Raw genomic sequence first — 18,714 nt, 5'->3', positions numbered from 1 at the left:
GTCCGGGCGCGTCTGGGGAGGATAGGATGGCACGCAGTGGCACCGACATCCACTGCAGCCGTGGAAGCGCGCCCGTACCGGGTGGAATGCTACCGGTAGACATAAACACCCGTCAGACAGGTGGCCGACGGACGACAGACGACACGGCTTTTTGCCCGGCCAACCACTGCTTTCTGTTATGACATGGGCGACGCTGTTCGAACGTGCGGCGGACTACCAGACCACGGGCGAGGCCGTTTGTGCGGCGCTCGACGAGCACCGGACGGAGGACGAGGACGATGCATGAGCCGTCGCCAGCGCGTGTCGTCGCGGACGCCGATGTCCTCGCCGCCGACCTGTTGTGTGGGCCAGACAGTGACGCCCGTGACGCTCTCGACCACGTTCGCCGCCACTCGTGGGTCGTGCTCGTCGCGAGTGACCACCTGTTAGACGATGCTACTGCCGTCATCGCCGACCTCGCCGACGACGCCTTGGCGGCTGACTGGCGGGCGCGGATCGAACCCGACTGTGACATAGTCAACCACCCGGCCGGCGACCACCCCGCCCTGGCCTCGGCCTACCGGGGCGGCGCACAACATCTCCTTTCTTACGATGACGACCTGCGAAGCGCCCGGACCAGCGCGTCGCTCAACCGTCATATGTCTCTGAGTGTCAGACCGCCGGACGCCTTCGCTCGCCTGTTCGATCCGGAATCACTGTACACTGTCGTCGAGAACGGCGAATACCCCGGTCCTGACCGGGACCCGCGTGCGTAGCGAGTCCTCAGTCGTCAGCCGTCGTTACCGTGGTTGCAGAGACTGTCCCTGACGGCCCAGCCGCGTCCTCGGCAACCTCGAACGCCGCAAGTACCTCGCGCAGCTCGTCTGTCTGGGCTGCCATCTCCTGCACTTCGTTGGTCACTTCGGTAATTGTCGCGGTCTGTTCCTCGGTCGCGGCGGCGACGGCCTCGGACTCCTCGTTGGTCTGCTCGCTCACAGTCGCGACTTCGTCGACCATATCGACGACCTCCTGCGTGGTCTCCGCCTGCTCGGAGGTCGCTCCCGAGATCTCCTGAATCGAGGCGTTGACCTCGCCGAGCACGTCGACGATGTCTTCGAAGTCTCGGAGCGCCGACTCGATGGTCGCAGCGCTGTCGGTCACTTGCTGATTCGTCGCCTCTACGTCGCTGACGGTCTCGCTGGCCTCGTGCTGGACTGATTCGATGCGGTCCGACACGTCCGTCGCGGCGTCGCGGGTCTCTTCTGCGAGTGTCTTCACCTCGTCGGCGACGACAGCGAATCCGTCTCCGCTTGCGTCCGCGCGAGCCGCCTCGATAGAGGCGTTTAGCGCGAGCATGTTCGTCTGCTCGGCGATATCCGTGATGACCTCGACGATGTCGTCGATCTCGCTGATCTGGTCGACCAGACTTTCGACTGCGACGGCGATATCGTCGATACGAGCCTCCATCTCGTCGAGTTCGTCGATCGCCTGCTCAGCATCCGCGCGTCCCTCGCGCCCTCGCTGCGTCGCCTTTTCTGCGGTGTCGGCCGCGTTTTCGGCGGTGGCGGCGATCTCTTCGACGGTGGCAGATAGCGTGTTCATCTCCGAGGCGACGTCGTCGTGGCGCGACGCCTGCTGGCTGGCTCCAGCCGAGATCTCCTGAATCGACCGGGAAATCTCGTCGCTCGCATTGTCGATCTCTTCGACGCTCCGGGTGACGTGGTCGCTCGTCTCGTCGACGTCCTCGGCGAACGTGGCGACGGTTGCGACCGTCTCCCCCAGCGTCGTCACGAGGTCGTTGTAGTTCTCGACGACGGCGTCGAACTGCTCGTCGTCGGCCTGGAAGTCCTCGTCGATAGTGGCCGTCAGGTCCCCGTCTTTCGCCTGCTCGGCGGCGTCACCGAAGGCGACGACGAGGTCGTTGAGCGCCTGAGAGCGCCGTTCGAGGTCGCTGGTCATCTCCTGTAGTTCGGTCGTGTAATCGTCCATGCTGGCGGCCATCTTCTCCAGCGACTGGCCGAAGGTTCCGGGTACGTCTTCGTCGAGAACGTCGGCGTCGAACTCCTGCCGAGAGAGCGCGTCGGCCTGCCGGGACACCGTCAGCAGATAGGATTGCATCGAGCGAAACGACGAGAGCAGTTCGGCGACCTCGTCGTCGCGCTCGCTCTCGGGCAGTTCGACGTCGAGTTCACCAGCCGCGATATGGTCCGCACCCGCGGCCATCGCTGTGACGGGTTCGACGAAGTCTTCACGGGTGATGAACACCGTGTTGGCAAACGCGACGATAGCGCCAGCCAGCAACACGCCAGTGACGACGAACCGGACGGTCCCGCTGGCGACAAGCGAGACAACTGCCAGCGCGACCGAAGCGGCGAACTGCAGACCGACAGCTGCGAGTACCTTCCGTTCGACCGAACCGGAGACACCAAAAACATCGAGCGATCTACGTATCACCGACTTGTACTGTCCGACGGGGTCTGTGAGCATACGCACCTTTTTCTTACAGTGTATAATAAGGTTCGAGTCCGATTCTCGGAGATTGAAAAGGAGTCTGTGGACAAAAAATAGGCTGGAGACGAGACGGGCTCCTGAATCAATGGCAGTCTCGAAATTGATTCTCTACCTGTCCCGATTGACCAGTGCCGCAACGCGCCGGACGAGCCAGCGCGGTGTCACCCTGACAAGTCGGTCGATCAGCCGCATCGACCGCCGCGGAATGACGACAGTCTCCCCGGCGGCAGTCCCCTCGTAGGCCGCCGATGCGACTACGTCGGGCGTATTCGAGGTGACTGATCCGACTGTCGAGTCCGCCATTCCGGCCCGCTCCTGGAACGCCGTGTCGACCGGGCCGGGACAGACTACCGTCACGTCGACCGGTGTCCCTCGAAACTCCTCGGCGAGCGCCTCGCTGAAGCTGTTGATGTACGCTTTGCTCGCGTAGTAGCCTGCGAGGTTCGGCCCCGGCTGGAACCCGGCGACTGAACCCATGTTGATAACCGCGCCGCCCTCATCGAACTCGTCTATAAACAATCGCGTCAGCTCGACGGGGAGCATGACGTTCAGCTGCAGTTGCGTTCGCTCCGCGTCGAGGTCGCTTTCGGCGAACGGGCCGTAAGTCCCCACACCGACGTTATTGACGAGGATATCGATGTCCAGACCGCGCTCGGTCACCTCCTCGTACAGATCCTCGGCGGCCGTCGCATGGTCGAGGTCCATTGCGACGGGCGTCGCCGTGACTCCCCTCGTTTCGAGGTCGTCGGCCAGCCGCTTCAGTTTCTCCTCGCTCCGTGCGACCAGCACTACGTCGTGTCCGCGTGCGGCGAACTCGCGTGCCAACGCTTCGCCGATGCCCGCTGACGCACCGGTTATCAAAGCAGTGCCACCGGTCCCGACGACCGGTACGTCGCTACCGCTCACCGTACCACTCCGCGACCGTTGTCGCTTCGGGTTCCAGCGTCGTCGGTCCCTCGTCGCTGGAACTTCCGAGGGATGCGGCCCATCCCTCGACGGACGGTTCGCTACCGCTCACCGTACCACTCCGCGAACTTCGCCAGCGCCCGACCCCGGTGGGAGATGGCGTTCTTCTGCTCGGTGCTCATTTCTGCGAACGTCGTTCCGTCGTGCTCGAAGATAGGGTCGAAGCCGAACCCGCCTTCGCCGCGGGGCGCGACGATTTCGCCGTTCACGCGCCCCTCGAACAGCTTTACCGGCACCGCCTCGCTGCTCTTCTCCGCGCTCCCATCGTGAACCTGCTCGTCCGTCGTCGCCGTGCCGCGGTCGTCGGCCGCTAGGTCCTGTCCGCGCCGGTCCTCGCGGTCGATCCCGTCCGGATCCGGCGTCGCCTCGAACCCCCCACCGTCGCAGTAGGCGATGACTGTCTTGAACGCCGCGCCGCGGTCGGCCTCCGGCTCGGTCATGCGCCAGACGCGCTCAACCCCAACGGTATCCTCGACGTACGAGGAGTACGGTCCGGGGAACCCATCGAAGGCGTCGATGAACAGCCCCGCGTCGTCGACGATGACCGGCCCGTCTGCTGCTCGGTAGGCCGCCCGTGCTCCCTCGGCCGCGACCGTTTTCAGGTCGTCGGCCTGGATCTCCGGGTAGTCGAAGTCGAACTGTTCGACCTCGTCATCAAGATACTCGGTCGCCTCCCGGACTTTCCCGGGATTGGTCGTGACAAAATTGAGCATACCGGCACACGGCGACCGGCGATAAAAGAGCCGTCGAAACTCCGCTCGGGCGGACTGCTGTAGAGTATTTCCGGACCGTACCAGGGGCCGGCGCGGATAGCACCTCGCCGTCAGTCGACGACGACTTCGACCGGTTCGTCCTCGCTCTCGGAGTCGAACTCCTCGCTGCTGCCGCCGCGTTCGAGATACAGCATCACGCCGGCGACCGCCAGCACGACCCATGAGCGCCAGTTCGCCAGGTTCAGCGTGTAGCCGATGCCAAACGGCTTCTCCACTAGCATGTCTTCACCGGGCTTCCAATAGGCCGACACCAACCGCTTGAGGCTCGGTCGTTCGAAGTTGTACGGCACGCCGAACAACGTTCCCGACTGGGGTTTTTCTGCCATACTGCGTTCTACTCGGGCCGAGGTTAAACCATTTGTCCACCACCTTTTTGCTGCGAGGGGTGTCCTCGGCCGCGCTGCGGCCTGCGGGCACCCTCGCTTGCAAAAACGTGGGCGAAAAAGGCGCGAATCGCGGAGCGATTCGCGTGAAACCGCGGCCTCTGGCCGCGGTATGCTTGCTCCGCCGACCGGCACTCAGCACCTCCCTTAGCAGTTGTTGGCAATGTGATCTACTTTATTCAGTCTGACCGACCGGGACACTGCGGAATCCTTGCCGATCATTGCTCGTTTGTCAGACCTCCGACTTCGGCTTTACAATCTGTTTCTTGACGTTGGTTTCATCTGGAGTGACGGGTTTCACCAGAAACTCTCCGAAGCCGTACTTCGAGTGGTTCCCGACGCGCGTCAGTCCGGACATCGCGGTCTCCACCGGACGGTCGCCATCGTAGCCGACGACCACGCCGTGATCGACGGCCTCCAACTCGTAGACGTCGCCGCCCTCGATGACCTTCTCCAGTCGCTTCCGGAGTTACGCTCCATCGTCTACGCTCCACCACCAAGTATACTAATAACGCAAAAAGGGTTGGCTGATGGAACAACAAGGGTTTAGATGAATTGATATTTAATATCGAACATTCGTATGACTGACAAGAGCAGTTCTAGTGCCGAAGAGGACCTATTTGCGACAACTGCGGAGTATTACGCAGCCCACCGACCCGGGTACTCTACAAGAGTATTTGAGTATCTTGACGGGCGATTTACATTCAACAATTCAGACCGCGTTTTAGACCTTGGATGCGGTACCGGTGAAATAGGCGTGCCACTCGCTAATCGGGTTGGTGAAGTAGTTGCTATGGATCCAAATCCCGATATGTTGCGGCAAGTCGAACGGAAGGCTAACGAGCGTTCGAAGGGGGACGTCACGGTGCAGAAAGGATCAGATACTGATCTACCGGCGATAGATGGCCCGTTCAAAATGGTCGGGATGGGGCGATCGTTTCATTGGATGGATCAAGAACAGACGCTCAGTGAAATTTGGCGGATGCTCATTCCTGGTGGAGGGATTGCACTAATGGGGAATTCTGAATGGTTAAGACGAGGAACACAATCTTGGCAGGAAGGAATCTACAGAATCGTAATGGATTATTTAGATGATGTTCCGGAGAGGACCGGTCCTGTTGAATACGACGATCCATGGGATGATAAAATAGATGACTTTGGGTTTGAAAACATCGAGTCGTTAGAAATCCGTGTGAACCGGCCGTGGACTTCAGATGAAATTATCGGATACCTGTTCTCCTTATCATTCTGTTCTCCGAAGATCCTCGGTAAGCAGCAAGCCTCATTCGAAACCGAAGTCCGTGACTACCTTGCTGACCAAGACGAATCTGTTTTCATCCAGAGAGATACTGAGACAGTCATTTCTGGCGTCAAGTCTAGTTCAGAATAACATCCGCTGAAACATTGCTTTTATTTTGTTTATTCATATTATCCAATTCACAGGCAATCTCAACACTAAAACCCGGTTAAGTAGGTGTGTAAGATTACGCCAATATATATTATTACATTTAACTCACTCCAATCGAATTAGTCGTGGGCTTCCTTGCGCATACATAATAAATATTTCAATTAGTGATTGAGGTAGTATCTCAGGTCCATTGGCCCCAAATCTAAATCTCTCAGACGCTTACCTAGGCTGAATAACTTGGGTTAAATTGCCAACGACTGTTAGGATCCTCTCCTACTGATACCGGCCCCGTCCCTCGATATCGTCGAGGCTGGCGAACACCGCGTCGGCGTGGTCGCTCTCAGTCTGGTATGCGTCCTCGGCGGCCGACAGCAGCGTCTCGGGGTCGTCCGCGGTTCCGGCGAGCGACTGAGCGAAGACGTGGAGGTCCATCGCGTGGTCCTCAGCCTCCTGCGTGTAGTACCCGAGGCCGAAGTCGATGAGGAATGTTCGGTCCGCCTGTCCGCCGCGGCCACCCACCCGGACGTTCCGCGTCGTCGGGTCGCCGTGCACGAAGCCGGCGTCGTGGATGCGAGCGAGCCAGCAGCCCACGTCTGCGACGCGCGACTCGGACAGCCCTTCACGGAGGTCTGTGTCGCCTACGCGCTGGAAGACAATGCGCGATTCGTTGGGGTCGACATCCCGAACCAGCGGCGTCGGGACGCCGTTGCGGCGCGCCTCACTGGTGAGCCGGGCTTCCTGTCTGGTTCGTTCGATCCGCAGGCGCTCGTCCAGCGTCGGGTGGCGGTAGCTCCGCGGCACGCGCTCCTTGATCACCCGGTCACCGTCAAAGCGGACGGTCGCCTCCGCGCCCTGAACTTCGTTGCCTCCCATCCTGTAGCTGTCCACCGACTCCTCGGTACCGCGCCAGGTGACGGCTACCTCGTCGGGCCGGAAGTTCGAGTCGATGCGCGAGTCCTCGATGGCGACGGTGTCGCCGGCCGCGTACATCTTCGCGCCGAGCATCGCTATCATCCCGGCGTTGTCCCGCAGGAAGCGATGTTCGGGGGCGTAAAACGCTGCGCCGCGTTGCTCGCACATCTCGCCGAGCATCCGCTGGAGGCGGTCGTTCTGGCCGACGCCGCCGCCGAGCACCAGTTCGTCGGCCCCGGTCAGCGACAGCGCCCGCTCGGAGACTTCCGTCAACATCGCGAAGATGGTCTCCTCCATCCCGCGACAGACATCGTCCACTGGGACGCCATCATCGACGGCCTGCTTGGCGGCGCTCATGATGCCGGAAAACGAGAAGTCCATTCCCTTGACCACGTAGGGAAGCTCGTGGTACTCGCCGTCCTGTGCGTGCTGTTCGACCTTCGGCCCGCCGGGATGGGACCAGCCGATATGTCGCGTGAATTTGTCGATAGCGTTGCCGACGCCGGTGTCCATCGTCTCGCCCAGCACGCGGTACCGGCCGTTTCGATAGCCCAGGATGTGGGCGTTCGCGCCGGAGGCGTTCAGGCACACCGGCGAATCGAAGCCCGAGCGGTGGCGGCCCACTTCGAGGTGGGCGACCATGTGGTTCACACCGACGAGCGGCACGTCGAAGCGCTGGGCGACTGCCCGGGCGGCTGTGGCGACAATACGCAGACAGGGCCCAAGTCCCGGGCCGCGAGCGAAGGCGACGGCATCGATTGGCGCACCGGTTTCGCCGCTCCCGTCCGCCCCGCCAGCGGCCGCTCGCTCGTGTGCGTGTTCGATGGCCGTCTCGACGACGGTCGGGATGGCTTCGCCCATATGTTCGGCGGCCTCGCGCGGGTGGATGCCGCCGCTGTCTGGCGCGTACGCGTCAGTTTCGATGAAAACGTGGTCGTCGTCGGTTACCTGCGCTGGGTCCGGTGTTTCAAACACCGAAGCACTGGCTGCCCAGGCGGTACCTTCGATACCCAGAATACGCATCGGGTGGCCTTACTTCCACTCGGTGTAGCCGCACTTGCCGCAGTGCTGGCGGTCCTCGTGCTCGGCGAGGACGGTGTCACCGCACCGGGGGCAGGTCTCACGGTCGAGTTCGCCGTCGTCGCTGTAGTACTCGTTGTGTGGCATCTATGCTTCCTCCGCTTCCTCTTCGCCGTCGGCGACGATCTTGTTGCGTTCGAGCATGTGGTCCTGCTCGACGTCGCGGGCGTACTCGGGGTTGTCGTAGACCTTCGCGTAGCCGACCGTCTTCCGCATGCCGAACTTGGTGTCGAGCTTGTGGATGACGACTTCCTCGGCATCCTTGTTCAGCGTGGCCGCAAGAGAGTCGCGGACAGAGAGACGGGAGGGGGTAGCTTCATCGTGGACGACCTCGAACCGGACGTCCGTGCGGTGCAACATGGGATTCTCGTCTTCTTCGATGATGTCGATATCCATGGTTCGTTGTCCGTATCTACCCGCCGAAGCGCGTAAAAGGATTTCGAAGCGGCTGACGCCGTCTCCATCCGCGATTCCGTGTCGCCGTGCCGTGCAGCGATTCGGCGATGGGACGGGAACGTGCTGTAGCGGTTAGCTGTGCCCGGTACAGCACTTCCAGAGCAATAGCGGCTGGAACCTCCCTACTGCTCGCCCAGCTGTGCGAGGAGGTGTGAGAGATGTATTCGCTCGTTGGCCGCGTCGACGAGCGCCATATCCGTCTCGCCGGCCATCTTGTGGATCTCGGCCAGTCGGTCGCCGGAGTAGCGTGACCGGGCCACTGCCAGCATGTCGTCGAGGATGTCGGACGCGCCGTACCCCTCGTCGACGAGTAGGTCGTCGAGCGTCGACCGGGCATCGGTAAAGCGCCCCTCCTCGGCCGCGTCGATCATCTGCTCGATCTGGTCGTCGGCTTCGACGGCGTTCAGCGTCTCGAAGGCGGCGTCCATCGTCACCTCGCCCTCGGCTTCGGCGGTCGTCTGGGCGGCCAGCACTGCCGTCCGGAGGTCCCCCTCAGCGTAGCCGGCGACGTACTCGATGCCCTCCTCGTCATGATCGACGCTCTCCGCAGTGACGATGTCCTCAAGCACCGACGCCGTTTCCTCGTGGGTCGGCTCGCGCATCACGACCGGGAAACACCGCGAGCGGATCGGCGGGATGACCGCCGAAGGTTGACGCGTCGCGATGACGAACTGCGTCGCCTCGTAGTACTGCTCCATCACCCGACGCAGCGCCTGCTGGAAGTCCTCGCGCATCCCCTCGGCGTTGTCGAGCAGAATAGTCTTGTAGCTACCAGATACAGGCGAGTAGCTGGCGGACTCTTTGAGGACGTGGTTGATGAGGTCGGCCTTCGAAGACTTGCGCCGTCGCTTGCTGTCGATGAACGACGCGAACCGCGGGTCGTTGGCGACTTCCTTTTTTGTCATCCCGAACACGTCGGCCATGTTGAGTTCGGTGAAGTCCGCGTCGGGGTTCTCGTGGACCTCTCGGGCAAAGGCTCGGACGGCGGCCGTCTTCCCGCTCCCTTTTGGCCCGTGGACCAGGAGGTTCATCGGCTCCTCGATGGCTCCCTGCAGGTGCTCGCGGGCCTTCGGCTGGCGGATCTCCGACAACTCCGGGGCGTGTGTCTCCGTCCACAGCGGCGCGTCCATCTGTTGGCACTGGGTATGCCCGGCCCCGACAAGTATCCCGCGGTCCGCGGGCTCACACTACCCGCTGGTACCTATGGGACAATAGCGGCGCATTCGGTGACCCTTCTCACGACCGAGATCCAACAGCGACCGACACACTGAGACCGGCAGTCCTCGATCCTCGCTTAGGAGAGCAGACTGTCCTCGGCTGGCTGCCACCCGCATTCCACGCACTCGAACTCCTCGTCGTCCGTTTTGATTACCGGCTCGTCGCACTTCTTACATTCCCGGAAGGGATTCTGGGGCCGAGTGGATGGTCGCGTCATACGTTAACTCACTACACATTCTTTTCATATAACCGTTCGTTCTACGTACCTAGAATCATGTCGCCACGATCTGCGGTGCCGGAACTGTATGCCGCCTGTGAGAGGTGATTTCCGACTGCATTGACTGCTCGCGAATTCCTCGCAGCAAAATGCGCCGGCCGAGAGTGAGCGAACGCAGCGCGTTCGCGAACATCGGGCGGCAAACGACCGCAGGGAGTGCGCCGGCCGGGAATTGAACCCGGGCTATTGCCTTGGGAAGGCAATGTCCTACCACTGGACCACCGGCGCTCGTCGCAGTCACACCGTGGCTCGCGATTCCTGCGGAATCGCTCACCATCGGCGCGCTGTGGTAGACTGCAGGTCGGTCGGACCTGCGAACCCCGTACCGAACTGTCAACAGCGACTGCACTTGAACGTAGCGTTTTGACTGGACGCGTGTCCGAAAATATCACGTCGATAGATGGGTATTAGTTCCGTCCGTCCAACTAGAGAGTATGGCAACGGCCGAATCCATTGTCCGTGCCGATGAGCCGCTGAACCTGACGTTCTCCGAGGCTGAGTTGGAGGCGAACCGCGACCATATCACCTCGTTTATTCAGGAACAGGTCGACGCCGCCGGTGTCGACACGGTGGTCATGGGGCTCTCGGGCGGCATCGACAGTACGCTCGTCTCGCATCTGGCCGTCGAAGCGCTCGGCCGTGATGCCGTTCACGGGCTCGTAATGCCGAGCGAGGTCAACCGGGCTGACAACATGAGCGACGCCGAGCGGGTGGCCAACGACCTGCTCAGCATCGAATACGACGTCATCGAGATCAACCCGCTGGTCGACGCGTTCCTCGACGCCTACCCCGAGGCAGAGGGAGACCAGCTCGCCGTCGGCAACCTCCGGGTTCGCTGTCGGGCGGTACTGAACTACCTCGTTGGCAACCACGAGCAGGCGTTGGTTCTGGGCACCGGGAACCGCAGCGAGGCGCTGGTCGGCTACTACACGAAGTACGGCGACGGCGCAGTCGACTGCCACCCCATTGCGGCGCTGTACAAGCAGCAGGTCCGACAGCTTGCGAAACACGTCGGCGTCCCCGATGACCTCGCGGAGAAGACTGCCAGTGCCGAGATGTGGGCCGGCCAGACCGACGCCGACGAGATGGGGATGGACTACGACACGCTCGACTCCATCCTCGCCCTGCACATCGACGGTGGTGTTCCGGCAGCCGCGACAGCGGACCGGCTCGGTGTCCCGCTCGATGTCGTCGAGACTGTCCGCGAGATGTACGAATCAAGTGCCCACAAGCGAGCCATGCCCCCGGGTCCGGACCCGCTGTACTGAGTCTGTCTCTCGTTTCAGTCGCTAGCGAACCGGGTTCTCCGGGCCACGACCCAGATACTCCGAAAGGAACGCATGGACCGTTTCGGCGTCGTAGCTATCCATCAGTAGCTCGTGCTGCCACGCCGTCACGACGTAGGTCGCCCGCGGTTCGTCCTTGGGGTTTGGAACGGCAACGACGCTCCGCCAGGTGCCGGTATGAACACTGGAAAACTCTCGGAGGCTCTCTCTGGCTTCGGGCGAGATCTCCTCGGGGTCGTAGTAGACGATGACCGCGCCGTGTTCCAGCGTATGGACGAGTGAACCGAGCAGCGGCGTCGCCTCGTAGAAGCCTGCACTCACCGTTGACGCATAGTGTGTCCCGGAGAGTGGCGGGACTCGCTGGTAGTCGATAGCACTGCCTTCTTCGACATGGTTGTTCCCCCGGTCCGGGAACTGTTCCACACTGGACAGTCGGTCACTGTCGCCGGTCTCGTCCAGTGACGACGCTTCGACCCCGGTGGCCTCGACCGCGGAGAGCGGCTGTGCACCTGTCGTCCCGATCAGGTCCGCGTCACTTCCGCTGCCGCCGTCGCCACCGCTCAACTGAGTCACGTACACTGTGAGCCCAATAGCGAAGACCACGACGACGCCGATAACAATCGGCCCGACCGGGAGGGCGTTCCCATCTTCGCCACCGGTATGCTCCTCGACGCGCCGTCGATCAATCGCGCCCAGCTCGCCGTCGTGGGCGTCGGCGAGATGGTCAAGGTAGGCGTCGTCGCCGTCGAACGATTCCACGCAGTACTCACAGTCGACCATTGGCGGCTCGTATGCGAGGCGTCGTCTTGTACCCTTCCCTACTCCGTCTCCGCGCTGAGGTCGGCGAAGGCCTGCTGTTCGCGGCGCTCCTGTGTCTCCCTGTCGGCGTCGTCGCGTATCCGCGCTTTTAACATTCGAAGCGCGTCCGCGTCGACGGCCGCCAACTCCTCAGCGACGGCTCGAGGCTCTGTGGTCACCCGCGAAACCAGCCCCATCTGTTGTGCCGTCTCGGCGTCGAGCGTTCGGCCGGAGAGCGCGATGTCGAGCGCGTCGCCGGTCCCGACGATGTCGGGGAGCCGCGCTGTCCCGCCCCACGCACCAAAGAGGCCGAGTTTGACCCCTGTTTCGGCCAGCGTCGCATCTGGCGTCGCGACACGGATATCGCAGGCCAGCGCCAGTTCGACGCCGCCGCCCCGTACCGCGCCATCGATACCGGCGACGACCGCCCCGTCGTAGGATTCGAGCGTCCGGGCGACCCGCTGACCCAGCGCCGCAAACGTCTCGGCGCTCTCTGAATCGAGAGCCTTGACCTCATCTAGGTCCGCGCCGGCACAGAACGCCTCGCCAGCGCCGTGGAGATACAGCACTGGCTCGGTCGCAGACTCGACTGCCGCTTCGAGGTCACGCAGTGCCGTGCTGGTGAGCGCATTGCGCTGGTCGGGTCGGTCGAGCGTCAGGGTCCGGATACCATCGCCGCTCGTGGTCTGTACCATGGCTGCTGTGACTCTGCGGTTTCCAAAGGTCTTTGCCCTTCCCGTCGCTAGACCCTCATAATGGAGGAAGTGGCGGCAGTTCGCCGAGCGGCGTTGGCGGCGGTCGACGATGTCGAGCCTGACCGGCTTCACGAGCGGATCGACACTCGCCTTGACGACGCGTCGCTGGCGCCCGGCGTCCTGACGCTCGTCAGCGCGGGCGCAACCAGCGACCCACCGGTTGATCTGGCTGATGGCGTCGCTGACCGAGCCGCTGGCGTCCAACTCATCTACGAGGGGCTCTCGCTCACCCGGCAACTGGCCCACGACGACCCCTGGGTCAACGGCGACCGCGACACAGCCGACCTGGATATCCTCATCGCCGATATCCTCGTCTCGCGTGGGTTCTACCTGCTCGCCAGGACCGAAGCCGCCGACGCCGCTGTCTCTGTCGTCCGCTCGTTCGGCCACGACCAGACAGTCCGTCAGACGACTGACGACGAGAGCCTCGACACCGCGCTCGAAACTGACATTCTGGAGCTCGCCGTGGTCGCTGGTGTCACTGCCGCCGGCATCCGACCAACCCCGACGCTCCGCGAATACGCGACCGAACTGGCCGTTGATGGCCTCCCGTCGAACGCCGACCTGCTCGGTGAGGACGTCGCCGACGCCCTTCGGGCCCGCGCGGGAACTGAACAGCCATCCGGCGACGGGACCGAGGCCGCCGCCGACCACTGAGACTAATCGACACACCGGCCCTGAATCGAAACGACTTTAGACAATTGCCGGATACACACTGTTGCGTGCCTGGGTAGCTTAGCGGTAAAGCGCGTCCTTGGTAAGGACGAGACCCCGGATTCAAATTCCGGCCTAGGCTTCTCACGCGAACTATCTGCGCGGAGTTCCATCTCCGCGCGACTCCCGTGAGCGTGTGACACGGGAGCGGAATTTGAATCCCTGGAGACCACTGAGAGTCCTCTTCTGGTTCAAATTCCGGCCCATGCTTTCTGCGACGAACGAACTTCGCGGTGGTCCATCTCTGCGCAACCTCGCCGCGCGTGTCCCGCTGAGGCTTTTTAAGAGGAACCAACCGCGCAGGCTTCTGGCGGTTCGTCAGTAGATGGTGTGCCAGTGGCAGCTATAATCCCGAATATCGGTCTCCTATGAAGTTTTGAGGCCGTCAGTTCTGCTGACCCCTTGCAAAGGGATATACCGGAGTAGGCCCAACATTGCATGTGAGTACCACGCAGGGAGAGGTAGACGCGGCGTCGCAAGCGGAAAGCGACCGCCGCTCCGGCGTCCGTTGCGCTGGCGCTGTATTTCTACGCCGTCCGCGGCGACAAACAGTCGGGCCAGTTCATCGGTTTCTGGCCGACAACCGTCTTCGGCCTCCCTCACTTCGCACGGCGAAATCAAACGGCTGCTCCAAGCCGACGCTAACTGAGCAGGGGTTGCCGTCGATTCACAGCAGTGTAGCAAACGACGTGTAAGCACGGCCCGATCAGCCACTACCACATGAGCTCAACCTTCACACAGACCATCGCACGCATTGACCTCGACACACGAATCCAGTACGGCATGATGCTCCTCTTCGGAGGGCTCTGTCTGATAGCGGCGGCCTCTCCGCTTGGCACCCTCACCAAAGCTGTCGTCGTCTCCGCCCTGTTCGGATTTACCGGCGGACTCTGGGTATCGCATCTCGTACAGATCATTCAGGAGGCAGCGACGGCACAGTCTGAGGCCGACAATGAGTGAAGACGTCGTTGAGGAACAACAGCCACAGACGTCGGGCTTCCTCAATGGCCTCGAATTTCTCACCGGTGAGGACCCAAGCGCAGGCTCGTTTCTCCTGGTCGTCGGGATGGTCACCTGCGTATTTATCGCTGGCTTCCAGTTTCTGCTAAACCCACCGATTTCGACGCTTCTCACTGGGCTTGTTCTGGTCATCAGTGTCATCAGCTTCATCATGGGCGCGGTGCTGGATATGCTCGATTACTTTGAAACCCCGTAGCAGTCGCTACTTGACTACAGCGACCGGCAGCCAGTGGCCAAGCGGTGACGCTGTGCCACCAGTGTCCGCGAGCTACCGATTCGGCTCTTCTGCAAGTGCCGTTTCGCGCAACCGTTTGCACTCCTCGCTTTCGGCAGTCAGTTCGGGGACGGGCGTCGGTTTCCCGTCGTCGACGGCGACGAAGGTGGCGTACGCGCTGGTCGTCTCCTCAGTTTCGCCCGTGTGTGGCTCCTCGCGGGCGACCTCGATGCGGACCCGGACGCTGGTTCGACCCGTAGCGTAGGCGTAGGAGTCGATGAGTGCGGTGTCGCCGATGGGAATCGGGCGCTCGAAGTCGACGCGGGACATCTGTGCGGTCACGCAGGACTCCCTGGCGGCCCGCATGGCCGACATCGCGCCGATCTCGTCCATCCACTTCATGACGATCCCGCCGTGGGCGCTCTGATAGTTGTTCGCGTGAGTCGGCTGAACGCGCTCGCGGTTGACGATGTGCGTCTCGGCGATGGTCGGCATACCTCCTCGTAGAGCCTGTTCCGGCAAAACGGTGTGGTGCGCCCGTGGCAGGACTGACAGCGACCGCATGCGCTTATACTGTCGCCGTAGCGTGCAGTCGTCAGTCACACAGTCGAACTACGGCGTTATCCGGTGAACTGGTGGTATTCGAGGCCCTTGTGCTTCATCTCGTTGTGTTTGCGTTCGAGGAACGAGTAGACGGAGCCGTGTGGCGCGCCGTCCAGAATCATCTCAGCGGCTTCTCGCACGGCGTCGACCTGTTCGGGGCCGCCGATGATGCCAAGCGTCGACCCGTAGATGACCACGGCCGCGCCGGAGAGTTCCTGCATGAGTTCCCGCGTCCGGCCGCCCTCGCCGATGAGACGACCCTTCTGGCGACGGAAGTCGTTCTTGTTGCGGGAGGCGGCCTCGATGTCGATGAGTTCGAACATCATCATGTCGTCCTCGAGGAGCGCCAGCGCGTCGTCGGGCGCGAATCCGCGGCCGATGGCCTTCACGATGTCAGGGCCTTTCAGCGCCGTGACGGGGTCGCCGACGGACTCGACTTTCACCGTGCCGTCCTCGGAATCGATATCCAGCCGGACCTCTGCGCGCTCCTCGATCTCGCGCATGGTCTCACCGCCCTCGCCGATCAACACACCGATACGGTCCTGCGGAATCTTCACGTGTTGCATAAGTATACCTCTCTGTAGGAGGGTCTGCCTGTTTAAAACTTCGGCGTCCGGCGTATCCGGTACCGTGCCACACCCGTCGGCAGGTACGGACCGCATATCATAGTCGAGATGTGGCCGATCAGCCACCCAATACCGTGGTGAGAAACCAGATGAGGCCGAATATACTCCCGGCTGCACCGACCAGTTTCGTGAGCATGACGTTCCAGTCGGCGGGTTCGACCTCACTAGAACGGGTTGTGCTCCCGATGGCGTCCAGCTGTTCGTTGAACTTCGTGACGCCGTACGCATACCGGTACATGAGCGCCCCACCGATCGCGATGAGCGGACCCAAAAAGAGGCCGGACTGGGAGTCCTCGGACTCTCCGTCCTCGGGCCCGACATTGTAACTGAAGGTTTCCGGTGTCCCTGTTTCATCACTCTGCGCCGCTGAGGCTGTGGACTGGACGGGCGACGCTGCTGACTGTTCGCTGTCTTCGAGGTCAGCCTTTCCGGTGTCAGCCTCCTCGGTGGCAGTCGGCTCCGTGTCGTGGGACCCAACCGCGATTTCGTCGAGATACGCCCGGCCGTTGAGCTGGACCTGCCAGGAGGTGTTTTCTGCCTTGGTCGAGACCGTTCTGGTCACGCGTTGCTGGCGCTGCCGGTCAGTATCCCACAGCGCGACCTGTGCGGTCCCGTTTGGATACCACTGCATTTCGACCACGAAGAACCGACCGGTAGGAGCTGTGACGCGCTCGGATGTCACCACTGCGCCGCTCTCGTTCGTCGAAACGATGTCGACGCGATCGTTATTCTCTCGGCCGACATTCCGGATGGATACCGAAGCCGTGGTGTTTCCGTCAGGGCGCTCGACGACCCGAAACGCTCCGCCACGACCCACGTCGACGACGCCGGTCACAGTGCCCTGACTGGTGTTGACCGTCGTCGCGGTCAGTGTCGCGGTGTCGTTGGCACGGACGCCGAGCGAACAGTCCCCGTCTGCGCCGATACGCAGGGTTTCGCCGGTTGTCCAGTTGGTTGTCGACGTGGCTCCAAGCCCATCGAGGTAGTGGTACTCCGAGTCCGTCTCCGGTGGCTCGGGGCGCTCGTCTTGCACCGAACACGCTGGCTGTGGCGTCGCTGCCTCGGTTGTGGCGGCGTGGCTGTGTGTGGTACTCCCCGAGTGTGTTTCATCGGGTGCCGCGTTGCTGAAGCCGGCGGCGACTCCGGAGACGGCAACAAGGGCGGCTATCCCGAGCAGGGCAACGAGCGGCACTATCCGTCCGGTCGTGGGGGCTGGAGGGCGTCCCATAGGTGGATGGCGGAGGTCGTGTAGCTGTGGCGATCTCTCGTCGTTGGGCATCACTGCCCCATCGGTTATTGCTCTTCTGCTTCTATGGGACACTCACCCACGAGGAGCGCGCGGACGTGGACTCCCCTCTGCAATCGATGGGTGAGGCGAGAAATGGACGCTGTAACCGAGCAGGGCGCTGCCGACCCTGCTGTCAGCCCAGAAACTCGACACCGGTGACTTCGAACCGTGCCCCGCCCGTGTTGCTGTCGGTGACGAGGATGTCCCAGCCGTGTGCGCCCGCGATGGTCCGGACAATCGAGAGTCCGTAGCCACTCCCGTCCTCGGCAGTGGTGAAGCCGTGGTCGAACACATCGTCCTTGATTTCCGCTGGGATTCCCGGGCCGTCGTCTTCGACGTAGAAGCCGTTCTCAAGCGGACCGACGTGGACGATAACGGCCCCATCGCCGTGCCGAATGCTGTTCTGAAAGAGGTTCTCGAACAGTTCGATGAGGCGGTCGGCGTCTGCGCTCACTGCGCCGATGTCCGCGTAGTGGAGTGTGGCGCGCTCGGTGCTTTCGCCGCTCCCTTCCCAGGCAGTGTCAACAACGGCCCGTACGTTCGTTGTCTCCGGGTCGGTAACGACGTTTCCCTGTCGCGCGACGCGGAGCAGGTCCTCGACGAGACGGGCCATCCTGTCGCTCGTCTCTTCGAGGGCATCGAGGTGTTCTTTGTCACCTGTCTCGCGGGCCAGATCGACCCGCGAAGAGATGACGCTGAGCGGACTCTTCAAATCGTGGGCGAGGATATCGGTGAACTCCTTGAGCCGGTCGTTCTGGCGTTCGAGCATCTTGTCGTACTGGTGTTTTTCCGTCGTATCCTGGCTGACTGCGACGAACCCTTCGGGGTCCCCGTCTCCGAGCGGCGAGAGCGAGAGGGTCGCCCAGAACACTGACTCATCAGCCCGCCGATGCCAGTGCTGTGTCTCGACGGGGCCGTTCGCCGCCTCCGTCAGCAGTGATTCGACGGTCGTCTCCATCTCCTCGGGGTCGGCAAACAGCATGTCGACGTGGTGGCCGACCGTCGCGTCCCGGTCGTAGCTGTACAGCGACGCTGCCGGCTCGGGCCACGTCGTGATGATGCCATCTGTGTCGAGCATGAACACTGCATGCGAGGATAGCCCCTCGATGAGGCGCTCAGACACCGAGCTGTCACTGTGTGCTGTCTGCTGGTCCGAACTGCTGTCTGCTGGGTCGGTGTCCATCAGCCACACCTACTCGGGCCAGGCCAGTGCCGGCCCACACGGCACGAGAAACACTGTGACAGGTCACTCATACTGAGATATATTCAATCTAACAACTTACACACTGTGGTTTTCACGATCAAAACGAGTTGTGAGGAAGCGGGTAACAACGTCGGAGTGATGTGGTTTGTCTGCCGGAACTCAGTGCCATGGGTGAGAATGGCTACAATTCACATGTCTACGTAGCGACAAGGCACCCCCTCGCAAAACTCATCACGCGAACAG

Annotated in this window: 23 protein-coding genes and 2 tRNA genes; 7 read left to right on the top strand and 18 right to left on the bottom strand. The window is 62.1% G+C overall.

The genetic code is table 11. The annotated features are described in order from the left end of the window. The first annotated feature begins 278 nt into the window (after positions 1 to 278). The gene (locus ACYJ11_RS05615; protein WP_461647027.1) at positions 279 to 755 is read left to right on the top strand and encodes a DUF7384 family protein; all 477 of its coding nucleotides are present in this window, start codon (positions 279 to 281) and stop codon (positions 753 to 755) included. 7 nt (positions 756 to 762) lie between these two features. Here the strand turns inward: ACYJ11_RS05615 and ACYJ11_RS05610 are convergent, their stop codons facing one another. The 6 genes from ACYJ11_RS05610 to ACYJ11_RS05585 form a co-directional block, all read right to left on the bottom strand. Then, positions 763 to 2,466, bottom strand: coding sequence for a methyl-accepting chemotaxis protein (locus ACYJ11_RS05610; RefSeq protein ID WP_461647026.1), 1,704 nt, complete (start codon positions 2,464 to 2,466; stop codon positions 763 to 765). A 132-nt stretch (positions 2,467 to 2,598) separates the two neighbouring features. After that, positions 2,599 to 3,396 carry an SDR family NAD(P)-dependent oxidoreductase gene (locus tag ACYJ11_RS05605; RefSeq protein ID WP_461647025.1) on the bottom strand — a complete coding sequence of 266 codons (798 nt, stop codon included), beginning with the start codon at positions 3,394 to 3,396 and terminating at the stop codon, positions 2,599 to 2,601. Beyond that, on the bottom strand, positions 3,386 to 3,508 hold the full coding sequence (locus ACYJ11_RS05600; protein WP_461647024.1) for a hypothetical protein: 123 nt from the start codon (positions 3,506 to 3,508) through the stop codon (positions 3,386 to 3,388). The genes ACYJ11_RS05605 and ACYJ11_RS05600 overlap by 11 nt, the downstream gene beginning before the upstream one ends. Beyond that, positions 3,498 to 4,169 (bottom strand): non-canonical purine NTP pyrophosphatase, encoded by a 672-nt coding sequence (locus ACYJ11_RS05595; protein WP_461647023.1) that lies wholly within the window; start codon positions 4,167 to 4,169, stop codon positions 3,498 to 3,500. Before ACYJ11_RS05595 ends, ACYJ11_RS05600 begins: the two co-directional genes overlap by 11 nt. A gap of 110 nt (positions 4,170 to 4,279) precedes the next feature. Continuing rightward, positions 4,280 to 4,555 carry a DUF5808 domain-containing protein gene (locus tag ACYJ11_RS05590; protein WP_461647022.1) on the bottom strand — a complete coding sequence of 92 codons (276 nt, stop codon included), beginning with the start codon at positions 4,553 to 4,555 and terminating at the stop codon, positions 4,280 to 4,282. Between the two features lie 289 nt (positions 4,556 to 4,844). Further along, complete coding sequence (locus ACYJ11_RS05585) at positions 4,845 to 5,033, bottom strand: hypothetical protein (protein ID WP_461647021.1); 189 nt, start codon at positions 5,031 to 5,033, stop codon at positions 4,845 to 4,847. Positions 5,034 to 5,192: 159 nt separating this feature from the next. Here ACYJ11_RS05585 and ACYJ11_RS05580 point away from each other — a divergent pair, with 159 nt between their 5' ends. Continuing rightward, a complete protein-coding gene (locus ACYJ11_RS05580; protein WP_461647020.1) occupies positions 5,193 to 6,002 on the top strand; it encodes a class I SAM-dependent methyltransferase in 810 nt (269 codons plus the stop codon). Between the two features lie 291 nt (positions 6,003 to 6,293). Here ACYJ11_RS05580 and ACYJ11_RS05575 read toward each other — a convergent pair whose 3' ends face one another. The 6 genes from ACYJ11_RS05575 to ACYJ11_RS05550 form a co-directional block, all read right to left on the bottom strand. Next, entirely contained in the window at positions 6,294 to 7,955 is a 1,662-nt protein-coding gene (locus ACYJ11_RS05575; protein WP_461647019.1) for a bifunctional N(6)-L-threonylcarbamoyladenine synthase/serine/threonine protein kinase, read from the bottom strand. A 9-nt stretch (positions 7,956 to 7,964) separates the two neighbouring features. Continuing rightward, a complete protein-coding gene (locus ACYJ11_RS05570) occupies positions 7,965 to 8,099 on the bottom strand; it encodes a 30S ribosomal protein S27ae (RefSeq protein WP_004590578.1) in 135 nt (44 codons plus the stop codon). Next, the gene (locus ACYJ11_RS05565; protein WP_004516108.1) at positions 8,100 to 8,408 is read right to left on the bottom strand and encodes a 30S ribosomal protein S24e; all 309 of its coding nucleotides are present in this window, start codon (positions 8,406 to 8,408) and stop codon (positions 8,100 to 8,102) included. A 182-nt stretch (positions 8,409 to 8,590) separates the two neighbouring features. Next, entirely contained in the window at positions 8,591 to 9,598 is a 1,008-nt protein-coding gene (locus tag ACYJ11_RS05560) for an AAA family ATPase (protein ID WP_461647018.1), read from the bottom strand. Positions 9,599 to 9,762: 164 nt separating this feature from the next. Then, the gene (locus ACYJ11_RS05555) at positions 9,763 to 9,903 is read right to left on the bottom strand and encodes a hypothetical protein (RefSeq protein WP_461647017.1); all 141 of its coding nucleotides are present in this window, start codon (positions 9,901 to 9,903) and stop codon (positions 9,763 to 9,765) included. A gap of 217 nt (positions 9,904 to 10,120) precedes the next feature. After that, positions 10,121 to 10,191: transfer RNA gene (locus ACYJ11_RS05550), tRNA-Gly, on the bottom strand. Between the two features lie 206 nt (positions 10,192 to 10,397). Here ACYJ11_RS05550 and ACYJ11_RS05545 point away from each other — a divergent pair. Then, complete coding sequence (locus ACYJ11_RS05545) at positions 10,398 to 11,231, top strand: NAD+ synthase (RefSeq protein WP_461647016.1); 834 nt, start codon at positions 10,398 to 10,400, stop codon at positions 11,229 to 11,231. Between the two features lie 21 nt (positions 11,232 to 11,252). On the opposite strand, the gene ACYJ11_RS05540 is transcribed toward ACYJ11_RS05545, so the two are convergent. Then, the gene (locus tag ACYJ11_RS05540; RefSeq protein ID WP_461647015.1) at positions 11,253 to 12,029 is read right to left on the bottom strand and encodes a DUF3105 domain-containing protein; all 777 of its coding nucleotides are present in this window, start codon (positions 12,027 to 12,029) and stop codon (positions 11,253 to 11,255) included. A 38-nt stretch (positions 12,030 to 12,067) separates the two neighbouring features. Beyond that, a complete protein-coding gene (locus ACYJ11_RS05535; protein WP_461647014.1) occupies positions 12,068 to 12,742 on the bottom strand; it encodes an enoyl-CoA hydratase/isomerase family protein in 675 nt (224 codons plus the stop codon). Positions 12,743 to 12,802: 60 nt separating this feature from the next. Between ACYJ11_RS05535 and ACYJ11_RS05530 the strand changes: the two genes are divergently transcribed. The 4 genes from ACYJ11_RS05530 (at position 12,803) to ACYJ11_RS05515 (ending at position 14,732) form a co-directional block, all read left to right on the top strand. After that, positions 12,803 to 13,459 (top strand): DUF7114 family protein, encoded by a 657-nt coding sequence (locus tag ACYJ11_RS05530; RefSeq protein WP_188975421.1) that lies wholly within the window; start codon positions 12,803 to 12,805, stop codon positions 13,457 to 13,459. Positions 13,460 to 13,526: 67 nt separating this feature from the next. Beyond that, positions 13,527 to 13,598 (top strand) — tRNA-Thr (locus ACYJ11_RS05525). A gap of 638 nt (positions 13,599 to 14,236) precedes the next feature. Beyond that, on the top strand, positions 14,237 to 14,476 hold the full coding sequence (locus ACYJ11_RS05520) for a hypothetical protein (protein ID WP_004959240.1): 240 nt from the start codon (positions 14,237 to 14,239) through the stop codon (positions 14,474 to 14,476). Continuing rightward, the gene (locus tag ACYJ11_RS05515) at positions 14,469 to 14,732 is read left to right on the top strand and encodes a hypothetical protein (RefSeq protein WP_004959237.1); all 264 of its coding nucleotides are present in this window, start codon (positions 14,469 to 14,471) and stop codon (positions 14,730 to 14,732) included. Before ACYJ11_RS05520 ends, ACYJ11_RS05515 begins: the two co-directional genes overlap by 8 nt. Before the next feature lie 72 nt (positions 14,733 to 14,804). Here ACYJ11_RS05515 and ACYJ11_RS05510 read toward each other — a convergent pair whose 3' ends face one another. The 4 genes from ACYJ11_RS05510 to ACYJ11_RS05495 all read right to left on the bottom strand — a co-directional run bounded on the left by ACYJ11_RS05510 (position 14,805) and on the right by ACYJ11_RS05495 (position 18,450). Beyond that, positions 14,805 to 15,245, bottom strand: a complete 441-nt coding sequence (locus tag ACYJ11_RS05510) for an acyl-CoA thioesterase (RefSeq protein ID WP_461647013.1) — start codon at positions 15,243 to 15,245, stop codon at positions 14,805 to 14,807. A gap of 125 nt (positions 15,246 to 15,370) precedes the next feature. Continuing rightward, positions 15,371 to 15,919 (bottom strand): KH domain-containing protein, encoded by a 549-nt coding sequence (locus ACYJ11_RS05505; RefSeq protein WP_004590591.1) that lies wholly within the window; start codon positions 15,917 to 15,919, stop codon positions 15,371 to 15,373. A gap of 118 nt (positions 15,920 to 16,037) precedes the next feature. Further along, on the bottom strand, positions 16,038 to 17,171 hold the full coding sequence (locus ACYJ11_RS05500) for a hypothetical protein (RefSeq protein ID WP_461647012.1): 1,134 nt from the start codon (positions 17,169 to 17,171) through the stop codon (positions 16,038 to 16,040). A 229-nt stretch (positions 17,172 to 17,400) separates the two neighbouring features. Beyond that, entirely contained in the window at positions 17,401 to 18,450 is a 1,050-nt protein-coding gene (locus ACYJ11_RS05495) for an ATP-binding protein (protein ID WP_461647011.1), read from the bottom strand. Positions 18,451 to 18,714: the final 264 nt, after the last annotated feature.

This window comes from Haloarcula sp. H-GB5 (assembly GCF_054850705.1).
The sequence above is the reverse complement of the archived record's forward strand: the minus strand, read 5'-3'. Positions and strand labels throughout refer to the sequence as shown.

Coding starts and splice junctions, on each gene's coding strand:
- ACYJ11_RS05530 (WP_188975421.1), top strand. CDS start 12,803: ATGGAGGAAGTGGCGGCAGTTCGCCGAGCGGCGTTGGCGGCGGTCGAC.
- ACYJ11_RS05590 (WP_461647022.1), bottom strand. CDS start 4,555: ATGGCAGAAAAACCCCAGTCGGGAACGTTGTTCGGCGTGCCGTACAAC.
- ACYJ11_RS05520 (WP_004959240.1), top strand. CDS start 14,237: ATGAGCTCAACCTTCACACAGACCATCGCACGCATTGACCTCGACACA.
- ACYJ11_RS05595 (WP_461647023.1), bottom strand. CDS start 4,169: ATGCTCAATTTTGTCACGACCAATCCCGGGAAAGTCCGGGAGGCGACC.
- ACYJ11_RS05570 (WP_004590578.1), bottom strand. CDS start 8,099: ATGCCACACAACGAGTACTACAGCGACGACGGCGAACTCGACCGTGAG.
- ACYJ11_RS05575 (WP_461647019.1), bottom strand. CDS start 7,955: ATGCGTATTCTGGGTATCGAAGGTACCGCCTGGGCAGCCAGTGCTTCG.
- ACYJ11_RS05580 (WP_461647020.1), top strand. CDS start 5,193: ATGACTGACAAGAGCAGTTCTAGTGCCGAAGAGGACCTATTTGCGACA.
- ACYJ11_RS05565 (WP_004516108.1), bottom strand. CDS start 8,408: ATGGATATCGACATCATCGAAGAAGACGAGAATCCCATGTTGCACCGC.
- ACYJ11_RS05515 (WP_004959237.1), top strand. CDS start 14,469: ATGAGTGAAGACGTCGTTGAGGAACAACAGCCACAGACGTCGGGCTTC.
- ACYJ11_RS05610 (WP_461647026.1), bottom strand. CDS start 2,466: ATGCTCACAGACCCCGTCGGACAGTACAAGTCGGTGATACGTAGATCG.
- ACYJ11_RS05495 (WP_461647011.1), bottom strand. CDS start 18,450: ATGGACACCGACCCAGCAGACAGCAGTTCGGACCAGCAGACAGCACAC.
- ACYJ11_RS05615 (WP_461647027.1), top strand. CDS start 279: ATGCATGAGCCGTCGCCAGCGCGTGTCGTCGCGGACGCCGATGTCCTC.
- ACYJ11_RS05535 (WP_461647014.1), bottom strand. CDS start 12,742: ATGGTACAGACCACGAGCGGCGATGGTATCCGGACCCTGACGCTCGAC.
- ACYJ11_RS05545 (WP_461647016.1), top strand. CDS start 10,398: ATGGCAACGGCCGAATCCATTGTCCGTGCCGATGAGCCGCTGAACCTG.
- ACYJ11_RS05540 (WP_461647015.1), bottom strand. CDS start 12,029: ATGGTCGACTGTGAGTACTGCGTGGAATCGTTCGACGGCGACGACGCC.
- ACYJ11_RS05505 (WP_004590591.1), bottom strand. CDS start 15,919: ATGCAACACGTGAAGATTCCGCAGGACCGTATCGGTGTGTTGATCGGC.
- ACYJ11_RS05560 (WP_461647018.1), bottom strand. CDS start 9,598: ATGGACGCGCCGCTGTGGACGGAGACACACGCCCCGGAGTTGTCGGAG.
- ACYJ11_RS05510 (WP_461647013.1), bottom strand. CDS start 15,245: ATGCCGACCATCGCCGAGACGCACATCGTCAACCGCGAGCGCGTTCAG.
- ACYJ11_RS05555 (WP_461647017.1), bottom strand. CDS start 9,903: ATGACGCGACCATCCACTCGGCCCCAGAATCCCTTCCGGGAATGTAAG.